Origin of the sequence: Nisaea nitritireducens (assembly GCF_014904795.1) — a bacterium.
GTDB lineage: Bacteria > Pseudomonadota > Alphaproteobacteria > Thalassobaculales > Thalassobaculaceae > Nisaea > Nisaea nitritireducens.
In genome coordinates this window covers 337,197-361,856 of sequence record NZ_JACZFS010000009.1, presented here as the reverse complement: position 1 = coordinate 361,856, position 24,660 = coordinate 337,197, and the positions used below count along the sequence as shown (strand labels likewise).

Annotated in this window: 24 protein-coding genes and 2 tRNA genes; 1 reads left to right on the top strand and 25 read right to left on the bottom strand. The window is 59.1% G+C overall.

The genetic code is table 11. The features are described 5' to 3' along the window. Window positions 1-8: 8 nt before the first annotated feature. The 21 genes from IG629_RS03305 to IG629_RS03205 form a co-directional block, all read right to left on the bottom strand. Window positions 9-449, bottom strand: coding sequence for a hypothetical protein (locus tag IG629_RS03305; RefSeq protein WP_193170544.1), 441 nt, complete (start codon window positions 447-449; stop codon window positions 9-11). Window positions 450-770: 321 nt separating this feature from the next. Further along, on the bottom strand, window positions 771-1,022 hold the full coding sequence (locus IG629_RS03300; RefSeq protein ID WP_193170543.1) for a DUF1467 family protein: 252 nt from the start codon (window positions 1,020-1,022) through the stop codon (window positions 771-773). A 15-nt stretch (window positions 1,023-1,037) separates the two neighbouring features. Beyond that, entirely contained in the window at window positions 1,038-1,442 is a 405-nt protein-coding gene (gene mce / locus IG629_RS03295) for a methylmalonyl-CoA epimerase (RefSeq protein WP_193170542.1), read from the bottom strand. 23 nt (window positions 1,443-1,465) lie between these two features. Beyond that, window positions 1,466-3,133 (bottom strand): ribonuclease J, encoded by a 1,668-nt coding sequence (locus IG629_RS03290; RefSeq protein WP_193170541.1) that lies wholly within the window; start codon window positions 3,131-3,133, stop codon window positions 1,466-1,468. Further along, window positions 3,130-3,933, bottom strand: a complete 804-nt coding sequence (locus tag IG629_RS03285) for a type III pantothenate kinase (RefSeq protein WP_193170540.1) — start codon at window positions 3,931-3,933, stop codon at window positions 3,130-3,132. The genes IG629_RS03290 and IG629_RS03285 overlap by 4 nt, the downstream gene beginning before the upstream one ends. Next, on the bottom strand, window positions 3,933-4,685 hold the full coding sequence (locus tag IG629_RS03280; RefSeq protein WP_193170539.1) for a biotin--[acetyl-CoA-carboxylase] ligase: 753 nt from the start codon (window positions 4,683-4,685) through the stop codon (window positions 3,933-3,935). Before IG629_RS03280 ends, IG629_RS03285 begins: the two co-directional genes overlap by 1 nt. A 58-nt stretch (window positions 4,686-4,743) precedes the next feature. Beyond that, complete coding sequence (gene nuoN, locus IG629_RS03275) at window positions 4,744-6,204, bottom strand: NADH-quinone oxidoreductase subunit NuoN (protein WP_193170538.1); 1,461 nt, start codon at window positions 6,202-6,204, stop codon at window positions 4,744-4,746. Between the two features lie 16 nt (window positions 6,205-6,220). Beyond that, complete coding sequence (locus IG629_RS03270; RefSeq protein WP_193170537.1) at window positions 6,221-7,732, bottom strand: NADH-quinone oxidoreductase subunit M; 1,512 nt, start codon at window positions 7,730-7,732, stop codon at window positions 6,221-6,223. Between the two features lie 4 nt (window positions 7,733-7,736). Further along, entirely contained in the window at window positions 7,737-9,668 is a 1,932-nt protein-coding gene (gene nuoL / locus IG629_RS03265; protein WP_193170536.1) for an NADH-quinone oxidoreductase subunit L, read from the bottom strand. Between the two features lie 6 nt (window positions 9,669-9,674). Next, a complete protein-coding gene (nuoK, locus tag IG629_RS03260) occupies window positions 9,675-9,983 on the bottom strand; it encodes an NADH-quinone oxidoreductase subunit NuoK (protein WP_028464844.1) in 309 nt (102 codons plus the stop codon). Window positions 9,984-9,988: 5 nt separating this feature from the next. Continuing rightward, entirely contained in the window at window positions 9,989-10,594 is a 606-nt protein-coding gene (locus IG629_RS03255) for an NADH-quinone oxidoreductase subunit J (protein WP_193170535.1), read from the bottom strand. 98 nt (window positions 10,595-10,692) lie between these two features. Continuing rightward, entirely contained in the window at window positions 10,693-11,181 is a 489-nt protein-coding gene (gene nuoI, locus IG629_RS03250; protein ID WP_036553121.1) for an NADH-quinone oxidoreductase subunit NuoI, read from the bottom strand. 59 nt (window positions 11,182-11,240) lie between these two features. Continuing rightward, window positions 11,241-12,263, bottom strand: a complete 1,023-nt coding sequence (gene nuoH / locus IG629_RS03245; RefSeq protein ID WP_193170534.1) for an NADH-quinone oxidoreductase subunit NuoH — start codon at window positions 12,261-12,263, stop codon at window positions 11,241-11,243. Window positions 12,264-12,277: 14 nt separating this feature from the next. Further along, on the bottom strand, window positions 12,278-14,374 hold the full coding sequence (gene nuoG / locus IG629_RS03240; RefSeq protein WP_193170533.1) for an NADH-quinone oxidoreductase subunit NuoG: 2,097 nt from the start codon (window positions 14,372-14,374) through the stop codon (window positions 12,278-12,280). A gap of 36 nt (window positions 14,375-14,410) precedes the next feature. Further along, entirely contained in the window at window positions 14,411-15,715 is a 1,305-nt protein-coding gene (gene nuoF / locus IG629_RS03235; protein ID WP_193170532.1) for an NADH-quinone oxidoreductase subunit NuoF, read from the bottom strand. Next, on the bottom strand, window positions 15,715-16,377 hold the full coding sequence (gene nuoE / locus IG629_RS03230; RefSeq protein ID WP_193170531.1) for an NADH-quinone oxidoreductase subunit NuoE: 663 nt from the start codon (window positions 16,375-16,377) through the stop codon (window positions 15,715-15,717). The genes nuoF and nuoE overlap by 1 nt, the downstream gene beginning before the upstream one ends. Continuing rightward, on the bottom strand, window positions 16,374-17,552 hold the full coding sequence (locus IG629_RS03225; RefSeq protein ID WP_193170530.1) for an NADH-quinone oxidoreductase subunit D: 1,179 nt from the start codon (window positions 17,550-17,552) through the stop codon (window positions 16,374-16,376). The genes nuoE and IG629_RS03225 overlap by 4 nt, the downstream gene beginning before the upstream one ends. Beyond that, window positions 17,552-18,184 carry an NADH-quinone oxidoreductase subunit C gene (locus tag IG629_RS03220; protein WP_226886400.1) on the bottom strand — a complete coding sequence of 211 codons (633 nt, stop codon included), beginning with the start codon at window positions 18,182-18,184 and terminating at the stop codon, window positions 17,552-17,554. Before IG629_RS03220 ends, IG629_RS03225 begins: the two co-directional genes overlap by 1 nt. Window positions 18,185-18,224: 40 nt before the next feature. Beyond that, on the bottom strand, window positions 18,225-18,782 hold the full coding sequence (locus IG629_RS03215) for a NuoB/complex I 20 kDa subunit family protein (protein ID WP_193170529.1): 558 nt from the start codon (window positions 18,780-18,782) through the stop codon (window positions 18,225-18,227). Further along, a complete protein-coding gene (locus tag IG629_RS03210; RefSeq protein WP_193170528.1) occupies window positions 18,773-19,138 on the bottom strand; it encodes an NADH-quinone oxidoreductase subunit A in 366 nt (121 codons plus the stop codon). The genes IG629_RS03215 and IG629_RS03210 overlap by 10 nt, the downstream gene beginning before the upstream one ends. Window positions 19,139-19,361: 223 nt before the next feature. After that, window positions 19,362-19,438: transfer RNA gene (locus tag IG629_RS03205), tRNA-Asp, on the bottom strand. Between the two features lie 240 nt (window positions 19,439-19,678). Between IG629_RS03205 and IG629_RS03200 the strand changes: the two genes are divergently transcribed. Continuing rightward, window positions 19,679-20,086, top strand: coding sequence for a hypothetical protein (locus IG629_RS03200; RefSeq protein ID WP_193170527.1), 408 nt, complete (start codon window positions 19,679-19,681; stop codon window positions 20,084-20,086). A gap of 13 nt (window positions 20,087-20,099) precedes the next feature. On the opposite strand, the gene IG629_RS03195 is transcribed toward IG629_RS03200, so the two are convergent. The 4 genes from IG629_RS03195 to clpX all read right to left on the bottom strand — a co-directional run bounded on the left by IG629_RS03195 (window position 20,100) and on the right by clpX (window position 24,591). Further along, window positions 20,100-20,175, bottom strand: a tRNA-Val gene (locus tag IG629_RS03195). An 88-nt stretch (window positions 20,176-20,263) separates the two neighbouring features. After that, window positions 20,264-20,536 (bottom strand): HU family DNA-binding protein, encoded by a 273-nt coding sequence (locus IG629_RS03190; protein ID WP_193170526.1) that lies wholly within the window; start codon window positions 20,534-20,536, stop codon window positions 20,264-20,266. A 266-nt stretch (window positions 20,537-20,802) separates the two neighbouring features. After that, window positions 20,803-23,202, bottom strand: coding sequence for an endopeptidase La (gene lon, locus IG629_RS03185; protein ID WP_193170525.1), 2,400 nt, complete (start codon window positions 23,200-23,202; stop codon window positions 20,803-20,805). A 111-nt stretch (window positions 23,203-23,313) separates the two neighbouring features. Further along, entirely contained in the window at window positions 23,314-24,591 is a 1,278-nt protein-coding gene (gene clpX, locus IG629_RS03180; protein WP_193170524.1) for an ATP-dependent Clp protease ATP-binding subunit ClpX, read from the bottom strand. Window positions 24,592-24,660 lie beyond the last annotated feature (69 nt).

Below are 24,660 nucleotides of genomic sequence, written 5' to 3'. Positions count from 1 at the left end.
CCCGTTTTTTATTCCTTCATATTCGCGCAGGCTGCGGAAATGGCCGCCATCTGCGGATCGGTGAGCTGCTGGCCGTTATATTCAAGCCGGCCCGACATGATGTCGTATTCTATCGTTCCGATACCGGCTTCCCCTGCCACACCTTCCGGCAAAGAGAAAAGATCGGCGACATCGAGCGTGAGCGGAATGATGATCTTTTCCGGTGCCTCGATAATGGCCGATCCCGGCAAGTCAGCCGGTACGACCGGCCTATCCGCAGCATCCACGCCCGGCTTGTATTCAACATCTGCCGCCGGTTTATGGGCAACGATGCGTGCGCAATCCTTTTTCGATATCTCGATACCTTTCGGCTCATCGGCCCGAGCATTTCCGATCCCAACACTCGCGAGGAAAAGGCTTCCGACGATTAGAAACGGGGCCGACAACTTCAACTTTGTATAAAAGCACATGATCATGTCTCTATTCGCTCCCCAGACGACGTTTGATAACAAAAACTAGATGAGAATCGATATCATTTGACCTAGGCGGAAAAAAATTAGTGACGCATTCAACAACATGTCATATGGTCCCCATCCAAGAAAAAAAAGAATAAGTCCGAGCCGCGAATTTGGCCCGAGTTTAGGGAGGAAGCGAACCACAGCGTTAAAGCGCTGCGGTCGAATCATAAAAAAAAATTCGCCGGCAAGATCTTTTAGATCTTGCCGTTTTTCTTGGTACTACCTTTTCCTTATAGGCTCTCGATCAGCTTAGGCCTCTAACGGCCATGGCCGTTACCAATTCTCGATGGCATCCCGGAACGAGAACAGATCGGCTGCAATGATGTAGTTGATCAGGGTTGTGGCGAGGAGCGCCACAATCGTAGCACCCAATGCTTTCTTCCAGAGATGCGGCCGCTTGGGTGCACTTGGGGCATGCCCTTCCTCGGGCTCCTCCACCACACGCACACCAATCGGCAGCGCCATCAGGAAGAACCACCACCAGAGCAGCAGAAACACGACAACGACGGAGATCCAGTCATTCATGATCCGGCTCTCCGCCTAGGCCTGTTCGAGCTCGACCAGCGTGCCGGCAAAGTCCTTCGGGTGCAGAAACAAAACCGGCTTGCCATGCGCCCCGATCTTCGGCTCGCCGTCCCCGAGAACCCGTGCGCCCTCGGCCTTCAGGCGATCGCGTGCGGCGAGGATGTCATCCACCTCGTAGCAGACGTGATGCATACCGCCGGACGGGTTCTTTTCAAGGAACGCCGCAATCGGAGAAGACTCACCGAGCGGATACAGCAGCTCGATTTTGGTGTTCGGCAGCTCAACGAAGACGACCGTGACGCCGTGCTCGGGCAGATCTTCGGGAGCACTGACGCTGGCACCAAGTGCACCGCTATACGTGGCACATGCCGCATCCAGATCTGGCACGGCGATGGCAACATGGTTCAAACGGCCGATCATCGATTTCTTTCCTTTATTCGTCGTCAGACGCGCAGCACATGGACAGTCGTTACAGGGCGCTTTCCGTATTCAGCCCGGACAACGCGGCGGACAGCCCGGCGTACCGCTTCTCCAACCTCATCGTCCTTGGCCCGCGCCTTTTTGCCGAGCGCGCCGACCGTCTCCCATATGAGATCTTTCGCAGTGTCACTCAATGCGTCAATTTCGCCCTCATCGGCAATGCCGTTGAAAGTCAGTACCGGATCGCTATGCAGCTGGTCCTTGCCGTTCATCAATACGGTCGCCGAGACTGCGCCGTTGAACAGCATTTTCTTCCGGTCTCCGATCACGCTCGATTCAAGCGGAATGATACGGCCGCCATCGACTGTCAGCATGCCGGTCGGAACCCAGCCGACAATCCCGACATTGCCTTCCTCAAGCCGGATCAGGCTGCCATTTCCCGGCACGACGGCTTCCGGTACCTGGCATTCCCGCGCGAGCCGGGCATGAGCCTCCAGATGGCGCGGGCTGCCATGCACCGGCACGGCGACTTTCGGACGGATATACTGGTACATCTCGACCAGCTCTTCGCGCGCCGGGTGACCGGAAACATGGACATGGTGATCCCGCTCGGTCACCACCTCGATGCCGCGCGCCACGAGCCGGCTCTGCACCCGGCCGATCGCGGTTTCGTTGCCGGGAATTTCGCGCGAGGAAAAGACGACCACGTCACCGCGCTCAAGCGTGATTTCCGGATGAGCGTTCTCGGCGATACGGGCGAGAGCGGCACGAGACTCTCCCTGCGAGCCCGTGCATATCAACACCAGCTTGTCGCGCGGGATGAAGCCTGCATCCTTCTCCGAGAGAAATTCGGGGATGTCGCGGAGATATCCGTTTTGCAGTGACGCCTCATACATCCGCCAGAGCGAACGGCCGACCAGCGCGACGTTCCGCCCGGCCGCAGCTGCCGCGGCCGAAATATTCGCAAGCCGGCCAACATTCGAGGCGAAGCAGGTGATGGCGATGCGCTGATCGTGCTGCCGGAAGAGTTCGGCGAGAGAGTCGGTCAGACTGGCTTCCGAGCCGGACCGGCCCTCATCCAGGACATTCGTCGAATCGCCGATCATGGCGAGAACGCCTTCGTCGCCGAGAGCACGAAGAGCCTCTATATCGCTCGTTCGACCGATCACCGGGTCCGGATCGAACTTCCAGTCTCCCGTATGCATCACGGTACCGCCGCCGCACCGGATCGCCAGCCCGTTCGCCTCGGGAATGGAGTGCGTGAGCGTGATCAGCTCGAGCTCGAACGGGCCGAGAACGAAGTTGGCGGAGATATCCACCTCGATCAGTTCGACCTGCTCAAGGATGCCTTCCTCGGCAAGCTTCCGCCGTATCAGCGTCGCCGTGAAGGGCGTCGCATAGATCGGACAGCGCAGACGCGGCCAGAGATACGGAATGGCGCCGATATGATCTTCATGGCCGTGGGTAATGACCAGCCCGACCAGATCCTTCCGCCGCTGTTCGATGAACTCCGGGTCCGGCAGCAGGATATCGATGCCTGGCATGGTGTCGTCGCCAAACGAGATCCCGAGATCCACCATCAGCCACTTGCCACCATAATGGTAGAGGTTGAGGTTCATCCCGATCTCGTCACTGCCGCCAAGCGGCAGGAAAATGAAATCCTCGTCTTTTATCTTCGGCACGGCGTTCATTGCGTCTTGTTCCGCTCATGGATCAACAAAAGGCCACGCAGCGTGATCGCCTCGTCCACATGTTCAATAACCGGCGTACAGTCGGCAAAAATCGCCGCCAGTCCGCCCGTGCCAATAACCGTCATATCTGTTCCGTATTCTGCTTTGATGCGGGATACCAGCCCTTCAACCAGGCAGATATATCCCCAAAAGATTCCAGAGTGCATCGCACTCACCGTCGATTTTCCGATAACACGCACGGGGGCGTTGCTGCCCTCCTCCGGCATTTCCGGAGGCCGGATGCTAATGCGCGGCAATTGCGCCGCCGCACGGTAGAGAGCATCCAGCGAGAGATTGATACCCGGCGCGATGATACCGCCGGCATAACCACCATCGGCTTCCACCACGTCGAACGTCGTCGCCGTACCAAAATCTATGACGATCAACGCGCCCTTATAGGCTGCATGCGCGGCGACAGCATTTACCAGTCTGTCCGCACCGACTTCAGTCGGCCGCTCGATCCGGATATCAATTCCGAGATCGACGCCCTTGCGGCCCACAACCATGGGCTCGACCTTGAAATACTTCCGGCACAGGGTTTCCAGATTGAAGACCACCTCCGGCACAACGGTCGCCATGATTACTTCAACGACATCGCTCCGCTCGATCCCTTCGAGCGCCATGAGCTGGGTCAGCCAGACGGCATATTCATCCGCAGTGCGTGCCACATTGGTCGACGCTCTCCAGGCACCACGTTTCTCATCGCCGGAGAACACCGCGAACACCGTGTTCGTATTGCCGCAATCAATCGTCAGCAGCATCAGCCGCCCTCCGCAAGCCGGACATCACCGGCAGAAATCCTGTGCTTCTCTCCGTCATCGCCCGAAATGCTCATCGAGCCGTCAGCTTCTATCCCGTCATAATGGCCAATAATCTTCTGGCCGCCATTCTCGACGGAAACCTTTCGTCCAATCCAGCGTGACCGAGCGACCCAGGCTTTCCGGATCGGCTCAAACCCATCGGTACACCAGAGCGCATAGCGCGCCGACAGCGCCTTCAGATAATGTTCAAGCAATCCCTCAACCGTCAGCGGCGCGGCAAGATGATCCGCGAGCGCCGTTGTCGGATACCGGGCGCCACCCGGAGCGTGAGTGAGATTGATGCCGACCCCGAGCAGAGCGACAACATGATCTCCGCGGACACGTGTCTCAGTCAGGATACCGGAAATCTTGGCGCCGCCCAGCAGCACATCGTTGGGCCATTTCAGGACCAGTTCCGCATCCGGCAATAGCCCGGCGACGGTATCGTAAACCGCAAGCGAAGCGACGAAAGAGAGTTCCTGCAGGCGGCCAAGCGGCGCTCCCGGATCGAGGAGTGCCGTCGTGTAAAGATTGCCTTCCGGGGAAACCCATGCCCGGCCAAGCCGCCCCCGTCCGGAGCTTTGGCTCCTGGCCCAGACCAATGTCCGGTCCGGAGCCCCGTTTTGCGCCAGGCTATCGGCTTCGTCATTCGTGCTGGATACGGAATCGTAGCCCAGAATCCTGAAGCCGTGGCTCTGGTGCTCGTGGTTCAAATATTCAGGTCCTTCAAGGCCCGGCCCGCAATTCCGTCAAGTGTGGGCCGCTTGCCTCTTATCCCGCGAACAGGGCTGAAGCCGCTGCCTTGGCGCTGCTGACGAGTGGTGCCGGGACGATAAAGAACAGCAGCGTCACCGCGGCCATCACCGTCATGATGATCTTCAGGTCTCCCGGAATGGCGGTATCAAGCGGCTCTACCGCTTCGTCGAAATACATGATCTTGACGATGCGCAGATAATAGAAAGCCCCGATCACGCTGGCGATTACGCCGAGGATCGCGAGAGCGAAAAGGCCTGCATTAACCGCCGCCATGAAGACAAACCACTTGCCGAAGAAACCGGCGAGCGGCGGGATACCTGCCATCGAGAACATGAAGATCATGATCATCGCCGCCATGCCCGGATGGGTCTTCGAGAGACCCGCCAGGTCATGGATTCCTTCGACCGGACGCCCCTGCCGGCGCATCGCCAGGATGCAGGCAAAGGTCCCGACATTCATGAAGAGATAGAGTGCGAGATAGACCAGAATACCGCTGACGCCAGCTTCGTTCGCTGCGGCAAGACCGACCAGCGCATAGCCCATATGGCCGATGGAGCTGTAGGCCATCAGACGCTTGATATTGGTCTGCACGATAGCCGCGATCGAACCGATCGCCATGGAGAGAACCGAAATCAGGGCAATGATCTGCTGCCATTCGCCGACCAGCGCGCCGAACGGCTCCAGAAGGACCCGCAGGAACAGGGCCAGCGCGGCAACTTTCGGCGCGACCGCGAACAGCGCCGTGACCGGGGTCGGCGCGCCTTCATAGACGTCCGGCGTCCACATATGGAACGGAACAGCGGAAACCTTGAAGGCAAGGCCGCAAATAACAAACACGAGCCCGATGATCAGCCCCACAGACGGCTGCTGACCTTCCAGACCGGAGAAGACGTTCGCCAGCGCGTCGAATTCCGTTGTCCCGGCAAACCCGTAGACCATGGAAGAGCCGTACAGCAGCATCCCTGAGGACAGCGCGCCCAATACGAAATATTTAAGGCCCGCTTCGGTCGACCGAAGGGTGTCTCGACGGATCGAGGCGATGACATAGAGCGCGAGGCTCTGCACCTCGAGCCCGATGTAAAGCGCGATCATATCGTTTGCCGATACCATCATCAGCATACCGAGCGTCGACAGCACGATCAGGACCGGATACTCGAACCGCTCGAAACTGTCCTGCCGGAAAGTGCTCCGGGACATGATGATCGAAAGGATAGAGCCGGCCAGGATCAGGATCTTGGCGAACTGGGCGAACGGTCCTGCCTGAAACATCCCGAAGAATGCCGGAGTGGTGTCGCCGCCGTGGCTCATCACCAAGCCGCCTGCAATGAGGAGCACTGCAACAGCGAGCCAGGAGGTCGCCTCCTGCGCCTTGCCGCCTTTGAACACACCGAACATGAGCAGCGCCATGGCGGCAGCAGCCAGGAAAATTTCCCCGGCCGCCGGGCTCATCACGGGAAGCGTAGTGATCGCGTCCATGGGTCTCACTCCTGCCCTAGCGGGCGGCCACGGCCACGCCGGCATCGCCGAGCGCAACCTTGTAGTTGCTAATCAGATGATCGACAGACACCGACATAATGTCGAGGAAGGTCGACGGATAGATGCCCATCCAGAAGGTCAGGATGATGAGCGGTGCGAAGATCACAATCTCGCGGGGCGACAGATCGAGAATCTGCTTCAGAGCTTCCTTGTCCATCACACCGAAGATGATCCGGCGGTAGAGGTAGAGCATGTAGGCAGCGCCCAGGATCAAGCCTGTTGCGGCAAAGGCCGCGAGCCAGGTGCTCTCTTCGAAAGCGCCCATCAGGATCAGGAATTCACCGACGAAGCCTGCGGTTGCAGGAAGACCGACGGACGCCATGGTAAAGATCATGAAGACCAGCGCATAACGCGGCATACGCTCGACCAGGCCGCCATAGGCCGAAATCTCACGGGTATGCATCCGGTCATAGACCACACCGACGCAAAGGAAGAGCGCGCCGGAAACGACACCGTGGCTCAGCATCTGGAAGATCGAGCCTTCGACGCCCTGGGTGTTCAGAGTGAACATGCCGATGGTGACGAAGCCCATATGCGCGATCGACGAGTATGCGATCAGCTTCTTCATGTCTTCCTGCACCAGAGCGACGAGCGAGGTGTAGATCACCGCCACGATGCTGAGCGCGAAGACCAGCGGCGCGAAATATTCGGTCGCTTCCGGGAACATCGGAATGGAGAAACGGAGGAATCCGTAGCCGCCCATCTTCAGCAGCACACCGGCCAGGATCACGGAGCCCGCGGTTGGCGCCTCAACGTGCGCATCCGGCAGCCAGGTGTGGACTGGCCACATCGGCACCTTCACCGCGAAGGACGCGAAGAAGGCAAGCCAGAGCCAGGTCTGCAGTTCCGTCGAGAACCCGGCGGCCATCAGGGCCGGAATATCCGTCGTTCCCGCCTGGAGGTACATGGTCAGGATAGCGATCAGCATCAGCACGGAGCCGAGCAGCGTGTAGAGGAAGAACTTGAACGCCGCATAGACGCGGCGGGCACCGCCCCAGACGCCGATGATCAGGAACATCGGGATCAGCACGCCTTCGAAGAAGATATAGAAGACGAGGATATCCAGAGCGCAGAACATGCCGACCATCAGGGTCTCGAGGACCAGGAAGGCGATCATGTATTCCTTCACCCGCTTCTGCACCGCTTCCCAGCTGGAGAGGATGCAGATTGGTGTCAGCAGCGTGGACAGCAGCACGAACCACATTGAGATGCCGTCGACACCCATGTGATAGCCGATACCCCAGTCCGGCAGCCAGTCGCGCTTCTCGACGAACTGGAAGTCAGCCGTGGTCGGATCGAACCCGGCCCAGATCAGCAGCGAGACCACGAAGGTGATCAAAGAGGTCCAGAGCGCCACATAGCGGGCATTCTTGGCAACCTGTTCCTCCTCACCACGGGTCAGCGCGATGAAGAGAGCGCCCGCCAACGGCAGGAAGGTTACCAGAGAGAGGAGAGGCCAATCGCTCATGGTCTTACTTCCCGCTCATCAGCATGTACCAGGAGATGATCGCAACTACGCCGATCATCATCGCAAAGGCATAATGGTAGACATATCCGGACTGCATCTTACCGGTACGGACCGCCGCAAGTTTCGTCAGCAAACTCACGCCATCCGGACCGAAGCCATCGATGATTGCTCCATCGCCGCTCTTCCAGAACAGGCGGCCGAGTTTCATCGCAGGGCGGATGAAGATGTAATCGTACAGCTCGTCGAAATACCATTTGTTCAGCAGGAACAGGTAGATCGGCCGGAAGGTCGAGGCGACCTTCGCCGGCAAACCAGGCAGGAACATGTACATCACATAGGCAAGCCCGATACCGGCGACCGTGACGACGATCGGCAGCAGCTTCACCCAAGTCGGCACATGATGGGCACCCTCGATCGTATCGTTGCCTTCGGCGACAAAGATCGCCGCACCCCAGAACTGATCGCGGAGGTCGCCGCCGAAATACTGGTATCCGAGCCAACCGGCGAACACCGCACCGATGGCGAGAACGATCAGCGGTACGGTCATGACCGGCGGTGATTCATGAATATGGCTCATGACTTCCTTGCTCGCGCGCGGCGTGCCGTGGAAGGTCATGATCAGCAGGCGCCAGCTGTAGAAAGCGGTCATGAAGGCCGCGCCGACACCAAGCCAGAAGGCATAATCGCCAACGCCGGTGTGCCGGGCATAGGCCACTTCAATGATCAGATCCTTGGAGAAGAAGCCGGAGAACGGCGGCAAGCCGACCAGAGCCCAGCTGCCAATCCACATCATGATGTAGGTGAGTTTGATGTGCTTCCAGGTGCCGCCCATGTTGCGCATGTCCTGCTCGTCCGACATGGCGTGGATCACCGAGCCGGCACCGAGGAACAGCAGCGCCTTGAAGAAGGCGTGCGTCATCAGGTGGAAGATGGCGGCTGAATACGCCGACACACCGCAAGCGAAGAACATGTAACCGAGCTGGCTACAGGTCGAATAGGCGATAACCCGCTTGATATCGTTCTGGCAGAGACCGACGGTCGCCGCGAAGAAAGCGGTCGTCGCGCCAACTATAGTGATCACCATCAGCGTGTCGGGCGAGAATTCCATCATCGGTGACAGACGCGCGACCATGAAAACACCGGCCGTGACCATGGTCGCCGCGTGAATGAGCGCTGAGACCGGGGTAGGGCCTTCCATGGCGTCCGGCAGCCAGGTGTGCAGGCCGAGCTGGGCCGACTTGCCCATGGCGCCGATGAACAGCAACATGCAAAGGATGGTCAGCGCGTGCCATTCCATACCGAGGAATTCGAGCGTCATGCCCGCTTTTTCCGGCGCGGCGGCAAAGATATCGTCCAGCACGACCGTATCGAACAGCAGGTAGGTGCCGAAGATACCGAGCGCGAAACCGAAATCGCCGACACGGTTGACGACAAAAGCCTTCATCGCCGCTGCGTTGGCGGACGGCTTGTGGAACCAGAAGCCGATCAGCAGATAGGAAGCGAGACCGACGCCTTCCCAGCCGAAGAACATCTGCACCAGATTGTCCGCTGTCACCAGCATCAGCATGGCGAAAGTGAAAAGGCTGAGATAGGCCATGAAACGCGGCTTGGAAGCGTCGTGGCTCATGTATCCGATGGAATAGACATGAACCATGGTCGACACGCCGGTGACCACGATCAGCATGACCGCCGTGAGGGTATCGAACTTCAGCGCCCAGGAGGCTTCCATCGATCCGGAAGAGATCCAGGTGAACAGCTCGATCGTGATCGGGTTACCGCCGAGCGCGACATCGAAGAAGGCGATGATCGAGAGCGCCAGCGCACCGAACATGCCGGCACAGGTGACAAGCTGCGCCGGGCGGTCTCCGATGGCACGGTTTCCGAAGCCCGCGATGAGACTGCCGAGCAGCGGCAGGAAGACGATTGCGGCGTACATCCGGCCTTACCCTTTCATCAGGTTGATGTCTTCGACAGCGATGCTTCCGCGATTACGGAAATACACCACGAGGATGGCGAGGCCGATGGCGGCCTCCGCCGCGGCGACCGTCAGCACGAAGAGTGCGAAGATCTGTCCGACAAGATCGTTCAGGAAGACGGAGAAGGTCACCAGATTGATGTTCACCGCGAGCAGCATCAGCTCGATCGACATCATGATGATGATCACGTTCTTCCGGTTCAGGAAAATCCCGAACATTCCGAGAGTGAAGAGGACGGCGGCGACCGTCAGATAGTGCGCCAGGCCGATTTCCAACATGATCAGACCCCTTCCCCACGCTGTACTTTGACGACTTCGACGGTCTCGTCCGGGGTCCGCGAGAGCTGCTCCGAAATCCGCTGGCGCTTGACGCCCTCGCGGCTCCGCAGGGTCAGCACAATGGCGCCGATCATCGCGATCAGCAGGATCAGTCCGGCCGACTGGAAGAGATAGACATAGCGGGTGTAGAGCAGCGCTCCGAGCGCATGGGTATTGGTCACAGCGTTCGGGTCGGGCGCCGGTGCCGCCGTGATCAGATCAGGCGCGATCACCCAGCTGGTCACCACGAAGAACAGTTCGGCGAAGATCACCACCCCGATCAGCAGGCCGATCGGCAGATACTTCATGAAGCCCTGCCGCAGCTCGACGAAATTGATGTCGAGCATCATGACGACAAACAGGAACAGCACCGCAACCGCACCGACATAGACCACCACCAGGATCATAGCGATGAACTCGGCGCCGATCAGCACGAACAGGCCCGCTGCGTTGAAGAAAGCCAGGATCAGGAACAGAACCGAGTGAACCGGGTTCCGCGACGAGACCACCATGACGCCCGAGGCAATGGTGATCGCGGCAAAGACATAGAATATGAGTGCCTGGATCATCCGCGCCCCCGCTCCGCCGGAAGTCCGGCAGGCAATTTGTGAGTCATCTCAGCCATTTTATCGGCTTTCTTCATGTTCCCCTCGCCCCCAAGCAGCCCTTAACGGTACGGCGCTTCGACGGTCAGATTATGCGCGATCTCGCGCTCCCAGCGGTCCCCGTTCGCGAGCAGCTTGTCCTTGTTGTAGAACAGCTCCTCACGGGTTTCCGTGGCGAATTCAAAGTTCGGCCCCTCGACGATGGCATCGACCGGACAGGCTTCCTGACAGAAACCGCAATAGATGCACTTCGTCATGTCGATGTCGTAGCGGGTCGTCCGGCGGCTGCCGTCGTCACGCGGCTCGGCCTCGATGGTAATGGCCTGTGCCGGGCAGATCGCCTCGCACAGCTTGCAGGCAATGCAGCGCTCTTCCCCGTTCGGGTAACGGCGCAAGGCATGCTCACCACGGAAACGGCTGCTGATCGGCCCCTTCTCGTACGGATAGTTGATCGTCACCTTCGGCTTGAAGAAATACTTCAGGGTCAGATACATCCCCGAAAGCAATTCCCACAGCAGCAGGCCGCGCGCGCTTTGTTGCAACGTGCTCATGGCTCAGCCTCTCTCCATCGTGCGCGTTTCAGTCGCGTCTGACATCATTCTATCCACCCTCATCCCAGCACCGGCGCGGGAACCCAGTCGAACGCCACCAGCACACCCGCGGTCAGCACAACCCAGAGCAGCGAGAACGGCAGGAACACTTTCCAGCCCAGCCGCATCAGCTGATCGTAGCGGTAGCGCGGGAACGTCGCCCGGACCCAGAGGAAGAAGAACAGCACAAAGGCGATCTTGGCGAAGAACCAGATCGGCCCCGGTATCCAGTTGAACGGTGCGATATCGAACAGCGGCAGCCAGCCACCCATGAACAGGATCACGGTGATCGCGCTCATCAGGATCATGTTTGCGTATTCACCGAGGAAGAACAGGGCGAAGGTCATCGAGGAATACTCGACGAAATAGCCCGCAACCAGCTCCGACTCCCCTTCGGGAAGGTCGAACGGCGCCCGGTTCGTTTCGGCCAGCGCCGAGACGAAGAAAATCACGAACATCGGCAGCAGCGGAATGGCGAACCAGACCGTTCTCTGCGCCTCGACAATGGCGCTGAGGTTCAGCGAGCCGACACAAAGGAGAACGGTGATCATCACGAAGCCGATGGAGACTTCGTAAGATACCATCTGCGCCGCAGACCGAAGCGCACCGAGGAAGGCGTATTTCGAGTTCGACGCCCAGCCAGCCATGATCACGCCATAGACCCCAAGCGAGGAAATCGCGAAGAGATACAGCACGCCGACATTGATGTCCGACAGCACCATTCCCGCATCGAACGGAATCACCGCCCAGGCGATCATGGCCAGGATGAAGGTCAGCATCGGCGCCATGGCGAACATGATCTTGTTCGCGCCCGCCGGCAGGATGGTTTCCTTGGCGAACAGCTTCACACCGTCGGCGAGCGGCTGCAGCAGACCGAACGGACCGACGACATTCGGCCCCTTCCGCATCTGCATGGCGCCGATCACCTTGCGTTCGAAATAGGTGAGATACGCGACGGCCACCAGCAACGGCACCACAATGGCGAGGATCTGCGCCAGAATGATCGCTGTCGGGATCACGTAGGTTTCGAGGATCGCATCCATACCCACTTAACTCCTCACCCCTCGGTCCCGGTCTTGTCCTGCTTGGGCAGGACAAAGACTTCCGTGCATTCGGCCATCGTCTGAGAGGCCCGGCTGATCGGGTCGGTCATGTAGAAATTCTCGACCGTGGTTCCGAAACCGGTCTCGGACATAGCTCCTTCGGCGCCGAACGGCCCCCAGGCAGCCTCCGGTGCGATATCGATCTCGGTGAAGATCTCGTTCGACTTCCGCAGAGCGGCCCGGAGCTGTTCAAGGCTGTCATACGGCAGCGCATCGCCAAGATGCGCCGACAGCGCGCGGACAATGGCCCAGTCCTCACGCGCCTCACCTGGCGGGAAGCTGGCCCGAAGGCCCATCTGCACCCGGCCCTCTGTATTAACGTAGAGGCCGTCTTTTTCGGTATAGGCAGCACCCGGGAGAATGACGTCGGCACGGTGTGCGCCGCGATCGCCGTGGTGGCCCTGATAGATCACGAAGGCATCGCCCAGCCGCTGGGTATCGATCTCATCGGCGCCCAGCAGGTAGACCGCCTTGATCGCGCCCTTGGAGGCGCCCTCGAGCATGCCGGCAACATCGGCGCCGCCCTTGCCCGGCAGGAAGCCGAGATCGAGGCCACCAACGCGGGAGGCCGCCGTATGCAGGACACTGAAACCGTTCCACGCCGGAACTTCGTTGCCTTCCTCGTCCTTCGAGGCCGGCACGAGCATTCCGGTGCTTTCCGCGATCTTCCGTGCGGTCGCCAGAACCGCCGCCCCGTCTTCGCGGGTCAGGGCGCCCATGCCGAGGATGATCATCGGCTTCTTGGCGTCCTTCAGTACGGAAGCAAAAGCGTTCTTGCCGTCCGCCACTTCGGTCAGGGTCTGCGCACCGGCGCCCAGATGATCGTATTTGTAGGTCAGGTCGACCGGCGCACCGATAAGACCAACCTTGAGGCCGCCCTCAAGCCAGCGCTTGCGGATACGGGCGTTCAGAACGGCAGCATCCCAGCGCGGGTTTGCGCCGACGATCAGAATGGCGTCAGCTTCTTCGATCCCGGCAATCGTGCTGTTGAAGAGGTAACCGGCCCGGGTTGTCGCATCGAGCTTGGCACCGTCCTGGCGGCAATCCAGGTTCGGCGAGCCGAGAGCGGTCATCAGCCCCTTCAGGGCAAACATTGATTCGACATCGACCGTATCGCCCGCAATGGCGGCGATTTCGGCACCCTTAAGCCCCTTCATCTTGGCCGCGATGGCGGCGAAAGCGTCATCCCAGGACACGGGCTGCAGCTTGCCGTCCTTGCGCAGATACGGCCGGTCCAGCCGCTGGCGCTTCAGGCCGTCACAGGCATAACGCGTCTTGTCGGAGATCCACTCTTCGTTGACCTCTTCATGCAGACGCGGCAGGACTCGCAGCACTTCGGAGCCGCGGGCATCGACCCGGATGTTGGAGCCGACCGCATCCATCACATCGATGGTTTCGGTCTTGCGCAGCTCCCACGGGCGCGCCACGAAGGCGTAGGGCTTGGAGGTCAGCGCGCCGACAGGGCACAGGTCGATCACATTGGCCGACAGCTCGCTGTCGAGCGCCTTTTCCAGATAGGTCGTGATCTCGGCATTCTCTCCGCGGCCGAGCAGGCCCATATCGGTAACGCCAGCGACTTCGGTCGAGAACCGGACGCAGCGGGTGCAATGGATGCAGCGGGTCATGATCGTGTTGACCAGCGGGCCCATATACTTGTCTTCGACCGCGCGCTTGTTCTCGTCATAGCGGCTGGAATGATGACCGAAGGCCATAGCCTGGTCCTGCAGGTCGCATTCGCCGCCCTGATCGCAGATCGGGCAATCCAGCGGGTGGTTGATCAGGAGAAACTCCATCACCCCTTCCCGCGCCTTCTTCACCAGTTCGCTATCGGTGCGGATCACCATACCGTCGCCGGCAGGCATCGCGCAGGAGGCAACCGGCTTCGGCGAGCGCTCCATCTCCACGAGGCACATGCGGCAGTTACCGGCAATCGACAGCCGCTCGTGATAACAGAAGCGCGGAACCTCGGCGCCAGCTTCTTCACAGGCCTGCAACACGGAGGCGCCAGCCGGAACCTCGACCTCGACCCCGTTGATCGTCAATTTAGGCATTGCGATCTCCCCGCAAGCACGTTCCCGTCGGGCGCATCATTCCGCAGCCTCCATTACCGGTATTACCGGCTCGCCAGCCTTCCGGGCCGCAATCCGGCGCTCTACTTCCGGCCGGAAATGCCGGAGAAGACCCTGGATCGGCCACGCCGCAGCATCGCCCAGCGCGCAGATCGTATGACCTTCGATCTGCTTGGTAACTTCATAAAGCGCGTCGATTTCCTCGACCTCAGCCTCGCCCCGGACCAGCCGGTCCATGACCCGATACATCCAGCCGGTGCCTTCACGGCACGGCGTGCACTGGCCGCAGCTCTCATGCTTGTAGAAGTAGGAGAGACGCGCGATGGCGCGGACGATATCGGTCTGCTTGTTCATGACGATAACCGCGGCAGTACCGAGGCCGGAGCCAACACCGCGCAGGGTGTCGAAATCCATGATCACGTCGTCGCAAACCGATTTCGGCATCATCGGCACGGATGACCCGCCCGGGATGACAGCCAAAAGATTGTCCCAGCCGCCGATCACGCCGCCACAATGCTTCTCGAGAAGTTCCTTGAGCGGAATGCCCATCTCTTCCTCGACATTGCACGGCTGTTCGACATGTCCGGAAATGCAGAAGAGCTTGGTGCCGGAGTTTTTCGGTGTGCCGAGGTCGGCGAACCACTGGGGTCCACGTCGCAGAATTTCCGGTACGACAGCAATGCTCTCGACATTGTTGACGGTCGTCGGAGAGCCATAAAGACCCACACCAGCCGGGAACGGAGGCTTCAGGCGCGGTTGGCCCTTCTTGCCTTCCAGACTTTCCAGCAGAGCCGTTTCCTCGCCACAGATATAGGCGCCGGCACCGCGATGCAGGATGACGTCGAAATCGTAGCCGGAACCACAGGCGTTCTTACCGATCAGCCCGGCCTCGTAAGCCTGGTCGATCGCCGCCTGGAGGCGCATCGCCTCATTGTAGAACTCGCCCCGGATATAGATGAAAGCCGCAGTCGCCCGCATCGCATAACCGCCGATCAGGCAGCCTTCGACCAGCTTGTGCGGATCGTTCCGGATGATTTCCCGGTCCTTGCAAGTGCCCGGCTCGGACTCGTCCGCGTTGACCACGAGATAATGCGGTTTGTCCTTCACCTCTTTCGGCATGAAAGACCATTTCACGCCGGTCGGGAAACCCGCACCGCCGCGGCCGCGCAGTCCGGAATTCTTCACATCTTCAACGATGTCTTCCGGGCTGCGGGTAAGGATCTGTTTCGTGGTGCTCCAGTCGCCGCGTTTGCGGGCGCCTTCGAGACCCCAATCGAACCAGCCGTAGAGGTTTGTGAAGATGCGGTCCTCGTCCCTCAACATCACTTCTCTCCCGTTTCGCCGGCGCTGATTTTGGCGTCGTAGGAGCGCGCGGCCTCGTTGTCCTTGTAGGACAGCAGGGTCTGCGCGCCCTTCTCCGGCTCGGAAACATTTCGTCCGGAGAGTGAACCCACAGGCGGCACCTCGCCCTTCTTCAGGGCATCCAGCAACTTCGCTGTGTTCTCGTAATTGGCGTCTTCATAGAAGTCATCATTCACCTGCAGAATCGGCGCATTTGCGCAGGCGCCGAGGCATTCGACCTCAAGCAGGGTGAACATGCCGTCTTCGCTGGTCTGGTGATTGTCGAGACCGAGCTTGTCCTTGATGCACTTCATGACCTGATCGGAACCACGCAGCCAGCATGGCGTCGTGGTGCAGGCCTGCAGGAAGTATTTCCCGACCGGCTTCAGGTTGTACATCGTGTAGAAGGTCGCGACTTCCAGAACGCGGATCCGCGGCATATTGAGCTTTTCGGAGATCACGTCGATCGCGGCCAGCGGTATCCAGTTGTCGTGCTGGCGCTGGGCCAGGTCGAGCAACGGCATCACCGCGCTGGCCTGACGGCCTTCCGGGTATTTGGCAATGATCGCATCCGCCTTGGCCATATTCTCTGGCGTGAAGGCAAAGCTCTCGGGCTGGTTCTCGGCGATGTCGATACCGCTCACCGGTCAATCTCCCCGAACACAATATCAAGCGAGCCAATGATGGCGACCGTATCGGCCAGCATGTGGCCCTTGGACAAGAAGTCCATGGCGGACAGGAACGAAAACCCGGGAGCCCGGATTTTGCAGCGATAAGGTTTGTTGGAGCCGTCGGAGACCAGGAAGACACCGAACTCGCCTTTCGGCGCTTCGACGGCCGTATAGGTCTCTCCAGCCGGAACGTGATAGCCCTCGGTATAAAGCTTGAAGTGATGGATGAGTGCTTCCATCGAATGCTTCATTTCGCCACGGCTCGGCGGAGCGACTTTCCGGTCTTCGGTTTTGACCGGACCGTCAGGCATCTTCTCGACGCACTGCCGGATGAGCTTCAGGCTCTCCCGGACTTCCCTGATACGCACCAGATAGCGCGCGTAGCAGTCGCCGGTCTTGCCGATCGGAATATCGAAGTCAAGCTCGTTATATACGTCATAGGGTTGCGACTTGCGCAGATCCCACGGCAGTCCAGAAGCCCGAATGCAGGGACCGCTGAAGCCCAGCGCCTGCGCTTCCTCAGCCGATACAATGCCGATATCGACCGTACGCTGCTTGAAGATACGGTTCTCCGTCAGCAGGCTTTCGATATCGTCCATCAGGGCCGGGAAAGTCTCGGTCCAGGCCATGATGTCGTCCAGCAGGCCGGCCGGGATATCCATGGCGACGCCGCCCGGGCGGAAATAAGCCGCATGGAGACGCGCGCCGCAGGCCCGCTCGTAGAACTCCATGAGCTTCTCGCGCTCTTCGAAGCCCCAAAGCAGTGGCGTCATGGCGCCGACGTCGATGGCAAAGGTCGTAATGTTCAACAGGTGATTCAGGATGCGCGAGATTTCGGCATAGAGCACCCGAATATACTGCCCGCGCTTCGGCACCTCGATGCCCAGCAGCTTCTCGACAGCCAACGCATAGGCATGTTCCTGGGACATCGGCGCGACATAATCGAGCCGGTCAAAATAAGGAACCGCCTGCAGGTAGGTCTTGTACTCTATCAGCTTCTCGGTGCCGCGATGCAGCAGGCCGATATGCGGATCGGCACGCTCGACGATCTCGCCATCCATTTCCAGCACCAGGCGCAGCACACCGTGCGCAGCAGGGTGCTGCGGGCCGAAATTCAGCGTAAGCGGCTTGATTTGCGCTTCAGCCATCAGGAAGCTCCCTCTTCGGCCTGATCTTCCGCTTTTTCGTCGCCCGGCAGGAGCGAACGGGCGCCCTCCCATGGACTGAGGAAATCGAAGCTGCGGAAATCCTGAACCAGCTTCACCGGCTCGTAGACCACCCGCTTCTGCTCGTCGTCATAGCGCACTTCAACATGCCCAGTGAGCGGGAAATCCTTGCGCAGCGGATGACCTTCGAATCCGTAGTCCGTCAGCAAGCGGCGCAAGTCAGGGTGATCGGAGAAGAACACGCCGTACATGTCCCAAGCCTCACGCTCGAACCAGCCCGCGGACGGGAACACGCCGGTAGAAGACGGAACGGGTGTCGCTTCATCGGTCGCGACCTTGACCCGTATCCGGTTGTTCTGCTGCACGCTCAGAAGATTGTAAACGACGTCGAATCGCTGCTCGCGCTCCGGAAAATCTGTCCCGCAAAGGTCGACGAGGCACCGGAACTGGCACTGCGAATCATCCCGCAGGAAAGTAAGCACCTTCAGGATGTATTGCGGGTGGGTGCGGATCACGAGTTCATCGAGCACGAAACCGATCTCGACAAGCTCGGTATCGAGCTGGCCTGACAGATAGTCCGCCAGCTCTCTCTGCATTTGTGTCGGTGCTGCCATGCTGTCGTCTGCCTCTGCCTGGCGTTGGTCCGGACCCGGTTTAACGGGCGATCGTCGAAGTGCGCTTAATCTTCTTCTGAAGCTGGAGAAGCCCGTAAAGAAGCGCCTCGGCCGTCGGGGGACAGCCCGGCACATAGACATCAACCGGAACGACCCGGTCGCAACCGCGAACCACTGAATAGGAATAGTGATAGTAGCCGCCGCCGTTGGCACAGGAGCCCATGGAGAGCACCCAGCGCGGCTCGGCCATCTGGTCGTAAACCTTGCGTAAGGCCGGCGCCATCTTGTTGGTCAGCGTACCGGCAACAATCATCACGTCGGATTGGCGCGGGCTCGGACGGAACACCATGCCGAAACGGTCAAGGTCATACCGGCTCGCGGCCGAATGCATCATCTCGACGGCGCAGCACGCAAGACCAAAGGTCATCGGCCAGAGCGAGCCGCTGCGGGCCCAGTTGAAGAGCTTGTCAGCCTGGGCGACAACGAAGCCTTTTTCATTCAGCTCGTCGCCGACAGCCTTCAGGATTGCGTCCTGATCGGCACCCGGCGGAAGCGGGCGAAGATCCTGCGAAGCCTGCATAACGGGTCTCACTCCCATTCCAACGCCCCTTTGCGCCATTCGTAGACGAATCCGATCGTCAATACGCCGAGGAAGATGATCATCGACCAGAAGCCAAAGAGCCCGATCCCGCCGAGCGAGATCGCCCAAGGAAACAGGAAGGCCACTTCCAGGTCGAAGATGATGAAGAGGATGGCAACGAGATAGAACCGGACGTCGAACTGGCCACGGGAATCGTTGAACGCTTCGAAGCCGCATTCATAGGCCGAAACCTTTTCCGAATCAGGCCGCTGCTTCACGACCACCAGAGATCCGATCACCATCGCGAGGCAGAGCCCGATCGCAACGGCGAGGAAAATCAGAATAGGCAAATATTCCCGGAGGATATCGCTCATATCGTCAGCTCTCTCTCATGCCCGGCGCGTTGAAGTGATCAGAAGGATACACCCACGCCTTGTTACCGCGCGCACTATAGTTCCATAGCGCGTCCAAGAAAAGCCTGTGTCGCCACAGAACGACCGAAAGAATTCTTTAAATTCCGGCGCTTGAACGCATCTTACGACCTCGGTCGAGGACCGGGCCGTATACAATTTCAGAATTGATTTAACTAAAGATAAATGGCGGGAGTGACGGGACTCGAACCCGCGGCCTCCGGCGTGACAGGCCGGCGCTCTAACCAACTGAGCTACACCCCCGTTTCTCGGGCCGCGGTGCCGTCTGTTTGGCGGCGCCCCCGACGAGGAGGCGCTTATTTACGTGGGCCCCCATGGAGTGTCAAGCACGATGGATTGGAAAAATGACACTTTTTTGGAGCGCCTGCGTCTAAGCGCCGGAATTGTCCGGTTTTCCGCAGAAAAATCTTTATTCTCCCGGACGAACAACCAAGCTTAAGCTACAGAATATAGACTGACGGACCAGAACAGGACCCCTGCCCGATGATGACGGAACGCGATTACGGCCGACTCACGAAACTCACCGCCATGCTGGCCAGCGAGAACGACGGAGAGGTGCTGAACGCGGTCGATGCCATTAGCAACATCCTTAACCACTACGGGCTGGTCTGGAACGATCTCCTGCTGCCCAGGAAGTTCCTGAAGGTACGCGACACCCAGAGCGACGACCTCACCGCCGAGCCCAAGAGCAACGAGCCGCTGGACCCGACACAGGCCTCGCCGAAGCAGATGTACGAGATTCTATTGGCCAGCCCGCGCGTCTCCATGGAGACCAAACGGGACATCCGTGACTATTCGAAAGAGATTTCGGAGAATCGGGTGAGCCCGAAAACAAGGGCGGACCTTCAGGCGATGTATCGCTATGCCATCATGCAAGGTCGGTACATCTAGCGTCCGGATCGGATGGTGGGCGCTGACGGGATCGAACCGCCGACCCTCTCGGTGTAAACGAGATGCTCTGCCAGCTGAGCTAAGCGCCCGTTCCGCAGTTGGGATTGCTCCCTTAACGAAAACGCCGCCCCTTCTAACAGGGACGGCGTCACGCGAAAAGAGAAGAAATAGTCAGCGTCAGTTCAAAGAGTCTTTCAGACCCTTGCCAGCCTTGAATTTCGGCTGTTTCGACGCGGCAATCTGAATTTTTTCACCGGTCCGCGGATTGCGGCCTTCGCTAGCGGCGCGCGATGCCACGCTGAAGGTACCGAAACCAACCAGCCTGACTTCGTCACCGGTTTTTAGCGCAGAAGTAATGGAGTCTAGGACAGCATCGACAGCGGAAGCCGCATCAGCTTTGGTAATATCAGCAGATTCGGCAACGGCCGCGACGAGCTCATTCTTATTCACGTTATAGCCCCCCTATCAAATGATAGAATCACCCAGAAATTGGCCGGATTACCGGCCCAATTGGTATCTTAGTGTAAATCGCGAAAAACGCGGGCGTCAATCGAACAACCGGCAGATTTCCGCAGAATTGCGGGGTTTCTCACGATTGCTCAATATTTTTCCGGTAATTTTCAATCAATTTACTAGGATAAAAACGGAAAACCCCGACTCGAAAGCCGGGGTTAACCACAATTCTCTGTTTACGGCCTGTCTATTGGCCGATCAACCTAATGTGTTGTCAGAGATTTCTCTTTTTTACCGTCCGTCGTAGCCACCGGCTCGATAACGATTTCTTCCGGATCGATCGGCACCAAAGGTTTTGTCAGCGCCGTGGCCAGAACCTCGTCAACCGACGCAACCGGGATGATTTCCAGGCCTTCCTTGACGTTGTCCGGGATCTCCGCGAGGTCTTTTTCGTTGTCCTTCGGGATCAATACGACCTTGAGGCCGCCCCGAAGCGCCGCGAGGAGCTTTTCCTTCAGACCGCCAATCGGCAGGACACGCCCGCGCAACGTGACTTCACCGGTCATCGCAACATCCCGGCGCACCGGGATACCGGTCAAGACCGATACGATCGACGTCACCATGCCGACACCTGCGGAGGGACCGTCCTTCGGCGTTGCACCTTCCGGCACATGCACGTGGATATCCCGATTATCGAGGCTCTTCAGAGGAATCCCGAACATGAAGGCACGGGATTTCACGAAACTCTCGGCCGCCTGGATCGATTCGCGCATGACATCGCCGAGCTTACCGGTCGAAATCACCTTGCCCTTGCCGGGTACGGTCACCGATTCGATGGAGAGCAGCTCGCCGCCAACTTCGGTCCAGGCAAGGCCCGTGGTGACGCCGACCAGATCGTTTTCCTCGGCCTCTCCATAGCGGTACTTCCGGACGCCCGCGTATTTCTCAAGATTTTCGGGCGTCACTTCGACTGACTTGACCCCGTCCATGAGGATTTCCTTGACCGCCTTACGCGCCAGATTGGCGAGTTCGCGCTCAAGGTTACGGACGCCGGCCTCACGGGTGTAGTAGCGAACCAGATCACGCAGACCGTCGTCGGTGATCGACCATTCGCCCTTCTTGAGACCGTGCTGCTCGACCTGCTTGCTGATCAGGTGGCGTTTGCAGATCTCCACCTTCTCGTCCTCGGTGTAGCCGGAGATACGGATGATCTCCATACGGTCGAGAAGCGGCTGCGGCATACGCAATGTGTTGGCCGTGGTGACGAACATCACGTCCGACAGATCGTAATCGACTTCCAGATAGTGATCCTGGAAAGTCGTGTTCTGCTCCGGATCGAGCACTTCCAGCAGAGCCGAAGACGGGTCGCCCCGATAGTCGTTGCCGAGCTTGTCGATCTCGTCGAGCAGGAACAGCGGATTTGAGAATTTCGCCTTCTTCATCCCCTGAATGACCTTGCCCGGAAGCGATCCGATATAGGTCCGGCGGTGCCCGCGCACTTCAGCCTCGTCACGCACGCCGCCGAGCGACATCCGGACAAAGTTACGGCCGGTGGACTCCGCGATGGATTTGCCGAGCGAGGTCTTGCCGACACCCGGAGGGCCTACGAGACACAGGATCGGCCCCTTCACCTTGCCGGTGCGCTGTTGCACGGCGAGATATTCGAGGATCCGTTCCTTGACCTTCTCAAGCCCATAATGATCCCGATCCAAAACGGACTGGGCGTGCTTGATGTCTTTCTTGACCCGCGAGCGCTTCTTCCACGGAATGGCAAGCAGCCAGTCCAGGTAGTTGCGGACAACGGTTGCTTCGGCCGACATCTGGCTCATGTTGCGCAGCTTCTTCAGCTCCGCATCGGCCTTCTCGCGCGCTTCCTTGCTGAGCTTCGTCTTGCGAATCCGCTCTTCAAGTTCAACCAACTCGTCGCGACTGTCGTCGGTTTCGCCGAGTTCCTTCTGAATGGCCTTCATCTGCTCATTCAGATAGTACTCGCGCTGGGTCTTCTCCATCTGCCGCTTGACGCGGTTCCGGATGCGCTTCTCAACCTGCAGAACGCCGATCTCGCCTTCCATGAAGCCGTAGACCCGCTCAAGACGCTCAATGACCGTCTCGCTTTCAAGCAATTCCTGCTTTTCGGCAATCTTCAGAGCCAAATGAGAAGCGATGGTATCCGTCAGCTTTGCCGGGTCCTCGATCTGATTGACCGATACCAGCACTTCCGGCGGAATCTTCTTGTTCAGCTTGATGTACTGCTCGAACTGGCTGACCACGGCGCGGGAAAGAGCTTCCTGCTCCGGCTCGTCGCTTTCCTCATCGACCATCGGATCGGCGAAAGCTTCGAAGAAGTCTTCGTTGTCCTTGAACTCGGTGATCCGAGCACGCTGTACGCCCTCGACCAGCACCTTGACTGTACCGTCGGGCAGCTTCAGGAGCTGCAGAACAGTACCGATGGTGCCAACCGTGTAGATATCCTCCGGCGACGGATCGTCGTCAGCAGCGTTTTTCTGCGTGACCAGAAGGATCTGTTTGTCGTCCTTCATGACATCTTCAAGGGCGCGTACGGATTTGTCGCGGCCAACGAAGAGCGGGACGATCATATGCGGAAAGACAACGATGTCGCGCAGCGGAAGGACGGGATAACTCGAGGTGCCTGTCTCTTGCATCAGTCTTTCAACTCGCTCCCCTCTGCAAAACGGCTTCCGGGATGGGGAGAACGCCCGGACGAGCCGTTATTTAAATGGCGTTCTCCCGACCCCGTTCAAGTCGGGAGCGAATTATGCACTTGAGCCAACGTCCTCGCGCCGCTCTCCATGGACCATGATCGGAGCCGCACCATTCTCGACGGTTTCGCCGTTGATGATGATCTCTTCGACATCGTCCATGCCGGGCAGGTCGAACATCGGATCGAGCAGAATGCCTTCCATGATGGAACGCAGACCGCGAGCACCGGTTTTCCGTTCGATAGCCTTGTCGGCGATCGCCTTCAGGGCTTCCTCGCGGAATTCCAGATTGACGTTCTCCATCTCGAACAGCCGCTGGTACTGCTTGACCAGTGCGTTCTTGGGCTTCGTCAGAATCTCGACCAGAGCTTCGTTATCGAGGTCTTCCAGAGTGGCGACGACCGGCAGACGGCCAACGAACTCGGGAATGAGACCGAATTTCAGCAGATCCTCGGGCTCGACCTCGCGCAGCACTTCGCCTGTGCGGCGGTCGTCCGGATCCTTCACGTCGGCCCCGAAACCGATGGAGGAACCCTGCGACCGGTTCGAGATAATTTTCTCGAGCCCGGCAAAGGCACCACCACAGATGAACAGGATATTCGTCGTGTCGACCTGCAGGAACTCCTGCTGCGGGTGCTTGCGACCGCCCTGCGGCGGAACGGAGGCAACGGTGCCTTCCATGATCTTCAGCAAGGCCTGCTGCACGCCCTCACCCGATACATCGCGGGTGATCGACGGGTTGTCGGACTTCCGGCTGATCTTGTCGACTTCGTCGATATAGACGATGCCGCGCTGCGCCCGCTCGACATTGTAGTCGGCAGCCTGCAGCAGTTTCAGGATGATGTTCTCGACATCCTCACCGACATAACCTGCTTCGGTCAGGGTCGTCGCGTCCGCCATGGTGAAGGGGACGTCGATGATCCGGGCTAGGGTCTGTGCCAGAAGTGTCTTGCCGCAACCGGTCGGACCGACAAGCAGGATGTTGGACTTCGCCAGCTCTACATCGTTGTTCTTGCTGGAGTGCGACAGGCGTTTGTAATGGTTATGCACCGCGACGGACAGAATCCGCTTCGCGTAAGGCTGGCCAATTACATAATCGTCCAGCACTTCCATGATATCGCGAGGGGTAGGAACCCCGTCGCGCGACTTCACAAGCGTGGTCTTATGCTCTTCACGGATGATGTCCATGCAGAGCTCGACGCATTCGTCGCAAATGAAGACCGTTGGGCCCGCGATCAGTTTGCGGACCTCGTGCTGACTTTTGCCGCAGAACGAGCAGTACAAGGTGTTCTTCGAATCACCACCGTTCGTGCTTCCGCCGGATTTGCTCATCTTATCCACATTCGTTACGGGACGGCTGATTGGTCATGTTAGCCAAAGGCGCCGAAGCCGCACAACGTG

Bases quoted from the DNA above. Each gene is read 5' to 3' on its own strand.
- nuoI (WP_036553121.1), bottom strand. From the start codon at position 11,181: ATGAGCACGTTGCAACAAAGCGCGCGCGGCCTGCTGCTGTGGGAATTG.
- IG629_RS03300 (WP_193170543.1), bottom strand. From the start codon at position 1,022: ATGAATGACTGGATCTCCGTCGTTGTCGTGTTTCTGCTGCTCTGGTGG.
- IG629_RS03285 (WP_193170540.1), bottom strand. From the start codon at position 3,933: ATGCTGCTGACGATTGATTGCGGCAATACGAACACGGTGTTCGCGGTG.
- mce (WP_193170542.1), bottom strand. From the start codon at position 1,442: ATGATCGGCCGTTTGAACCATGTTGCCATCGCCGTGCCAGATCTGGAT.
- IG629_RS03210 (WP_193170528.1), bottom strand. From the start codon at position 19,138: ATGAGCGATATCCTCCGGGAATATTTGCCTATTCTGATTTTCCTCGCC.
- nuoL (WP_193170536.1), bottom strand. From the start codon at position 9,668: ATGTACGCCGCAATCGTCTTCCTGCCGCTGCTCGGCAGTCTCATCGCG.
- IG629_RS03270 (WP_193170537.1), bottom strand. From the start codon at position 7,732: ATGAGCGATTGGCCTCTCCTCTCTCTGGTAACCTTCCTGCCGTTGGCG.
- lon (WP_193170525.1), bottom strand. From the start codon at position 23,202: ATGCAAGAGACAGGCACCTCGAGTTATCCCGTCCTTCCGCTGCGCGAC.
- IG629_RS03305 (WP_193170544.1), bottom strand. From the start codon at position 449: ATGTGCTTTTATACAAAGTTGAAGTTGTCGGCCCCGTTTCTAATCGTC.
- IG629_RS03215 (WP_193170529.1), bottom strand. From the start codon at position 18,782: ATGGGAGTGAGACCCGTTATGCAGGCTTCGCAGGATCTTCGCCCGCTT.
- IG629_RS03290 (WP_193170541.1), bottom strand. From the start codon at position 3,133: ATGAACGCCGTGCCGAAGATAAAAGACGAGGATTTCATTTTCCTGCCG.
- nuoH (WP_193170534.1), bottom strand. From the start codon at position 12,263: ATGGATGCGATCCTCGAAACCTACGTGATCCCGACAGCGATCATTCTG.
- IG629_RS03220 (WP_226886400.1), bottom strand. From the start codon at position 18,184: ATGGCAGCACCGACACAAATGCAGAGAGAGCTGGCGGACTATCTGTCA.
- IG629_RS03225 (WP_193170530.1), bottom strand. From the start codon at position 17,552: ATGGCTGAAGCGCAAATCAAGCCGCTTACGCTGAATTTCGGCCCGCAG.
- IG629_RS03255 (WP_193170535.1), bottom strand. From the start codon at position 10,594: ATGATCCAGGCACTCATATTCTATGTCTTTGCCGCGATCACCATTGCC.
- clpX (WP_193170524.1), bottom strand. From the start codon at position 24,591: ATGAGCAAATCCGGCGGAAGCACGAACGGTGGTGATTCGAAGAACACC.
- IG629_RS03200 (WP_193170527.1), top strand. From the start codon at position 19,679: ATGATGACGGAACGCGATTACGGCCGACTCACGAAACTCACCGCCATG.
- nuoF (WP_193170532.1), bottom strand. From the start codon at position 15,715: ATGTTGAGGGACGAGGACCGCATCTTCACAAACCTCTACGGCTGGTTC.
- nuoN (WP_193170538.1), bottom strand. From the start codon at position 6,204: ATGGACGCGATCACTACGCTTCCCGTGATGAGCCCGGCGGCCGGGGAA.
- nuoG (WP_193170533.1), bottom strand. From the start codon at position 14,374: ATGCCTAAATTGACGATCAACGGGGTCGAGGTCGAGGTTCCGGCTGGC.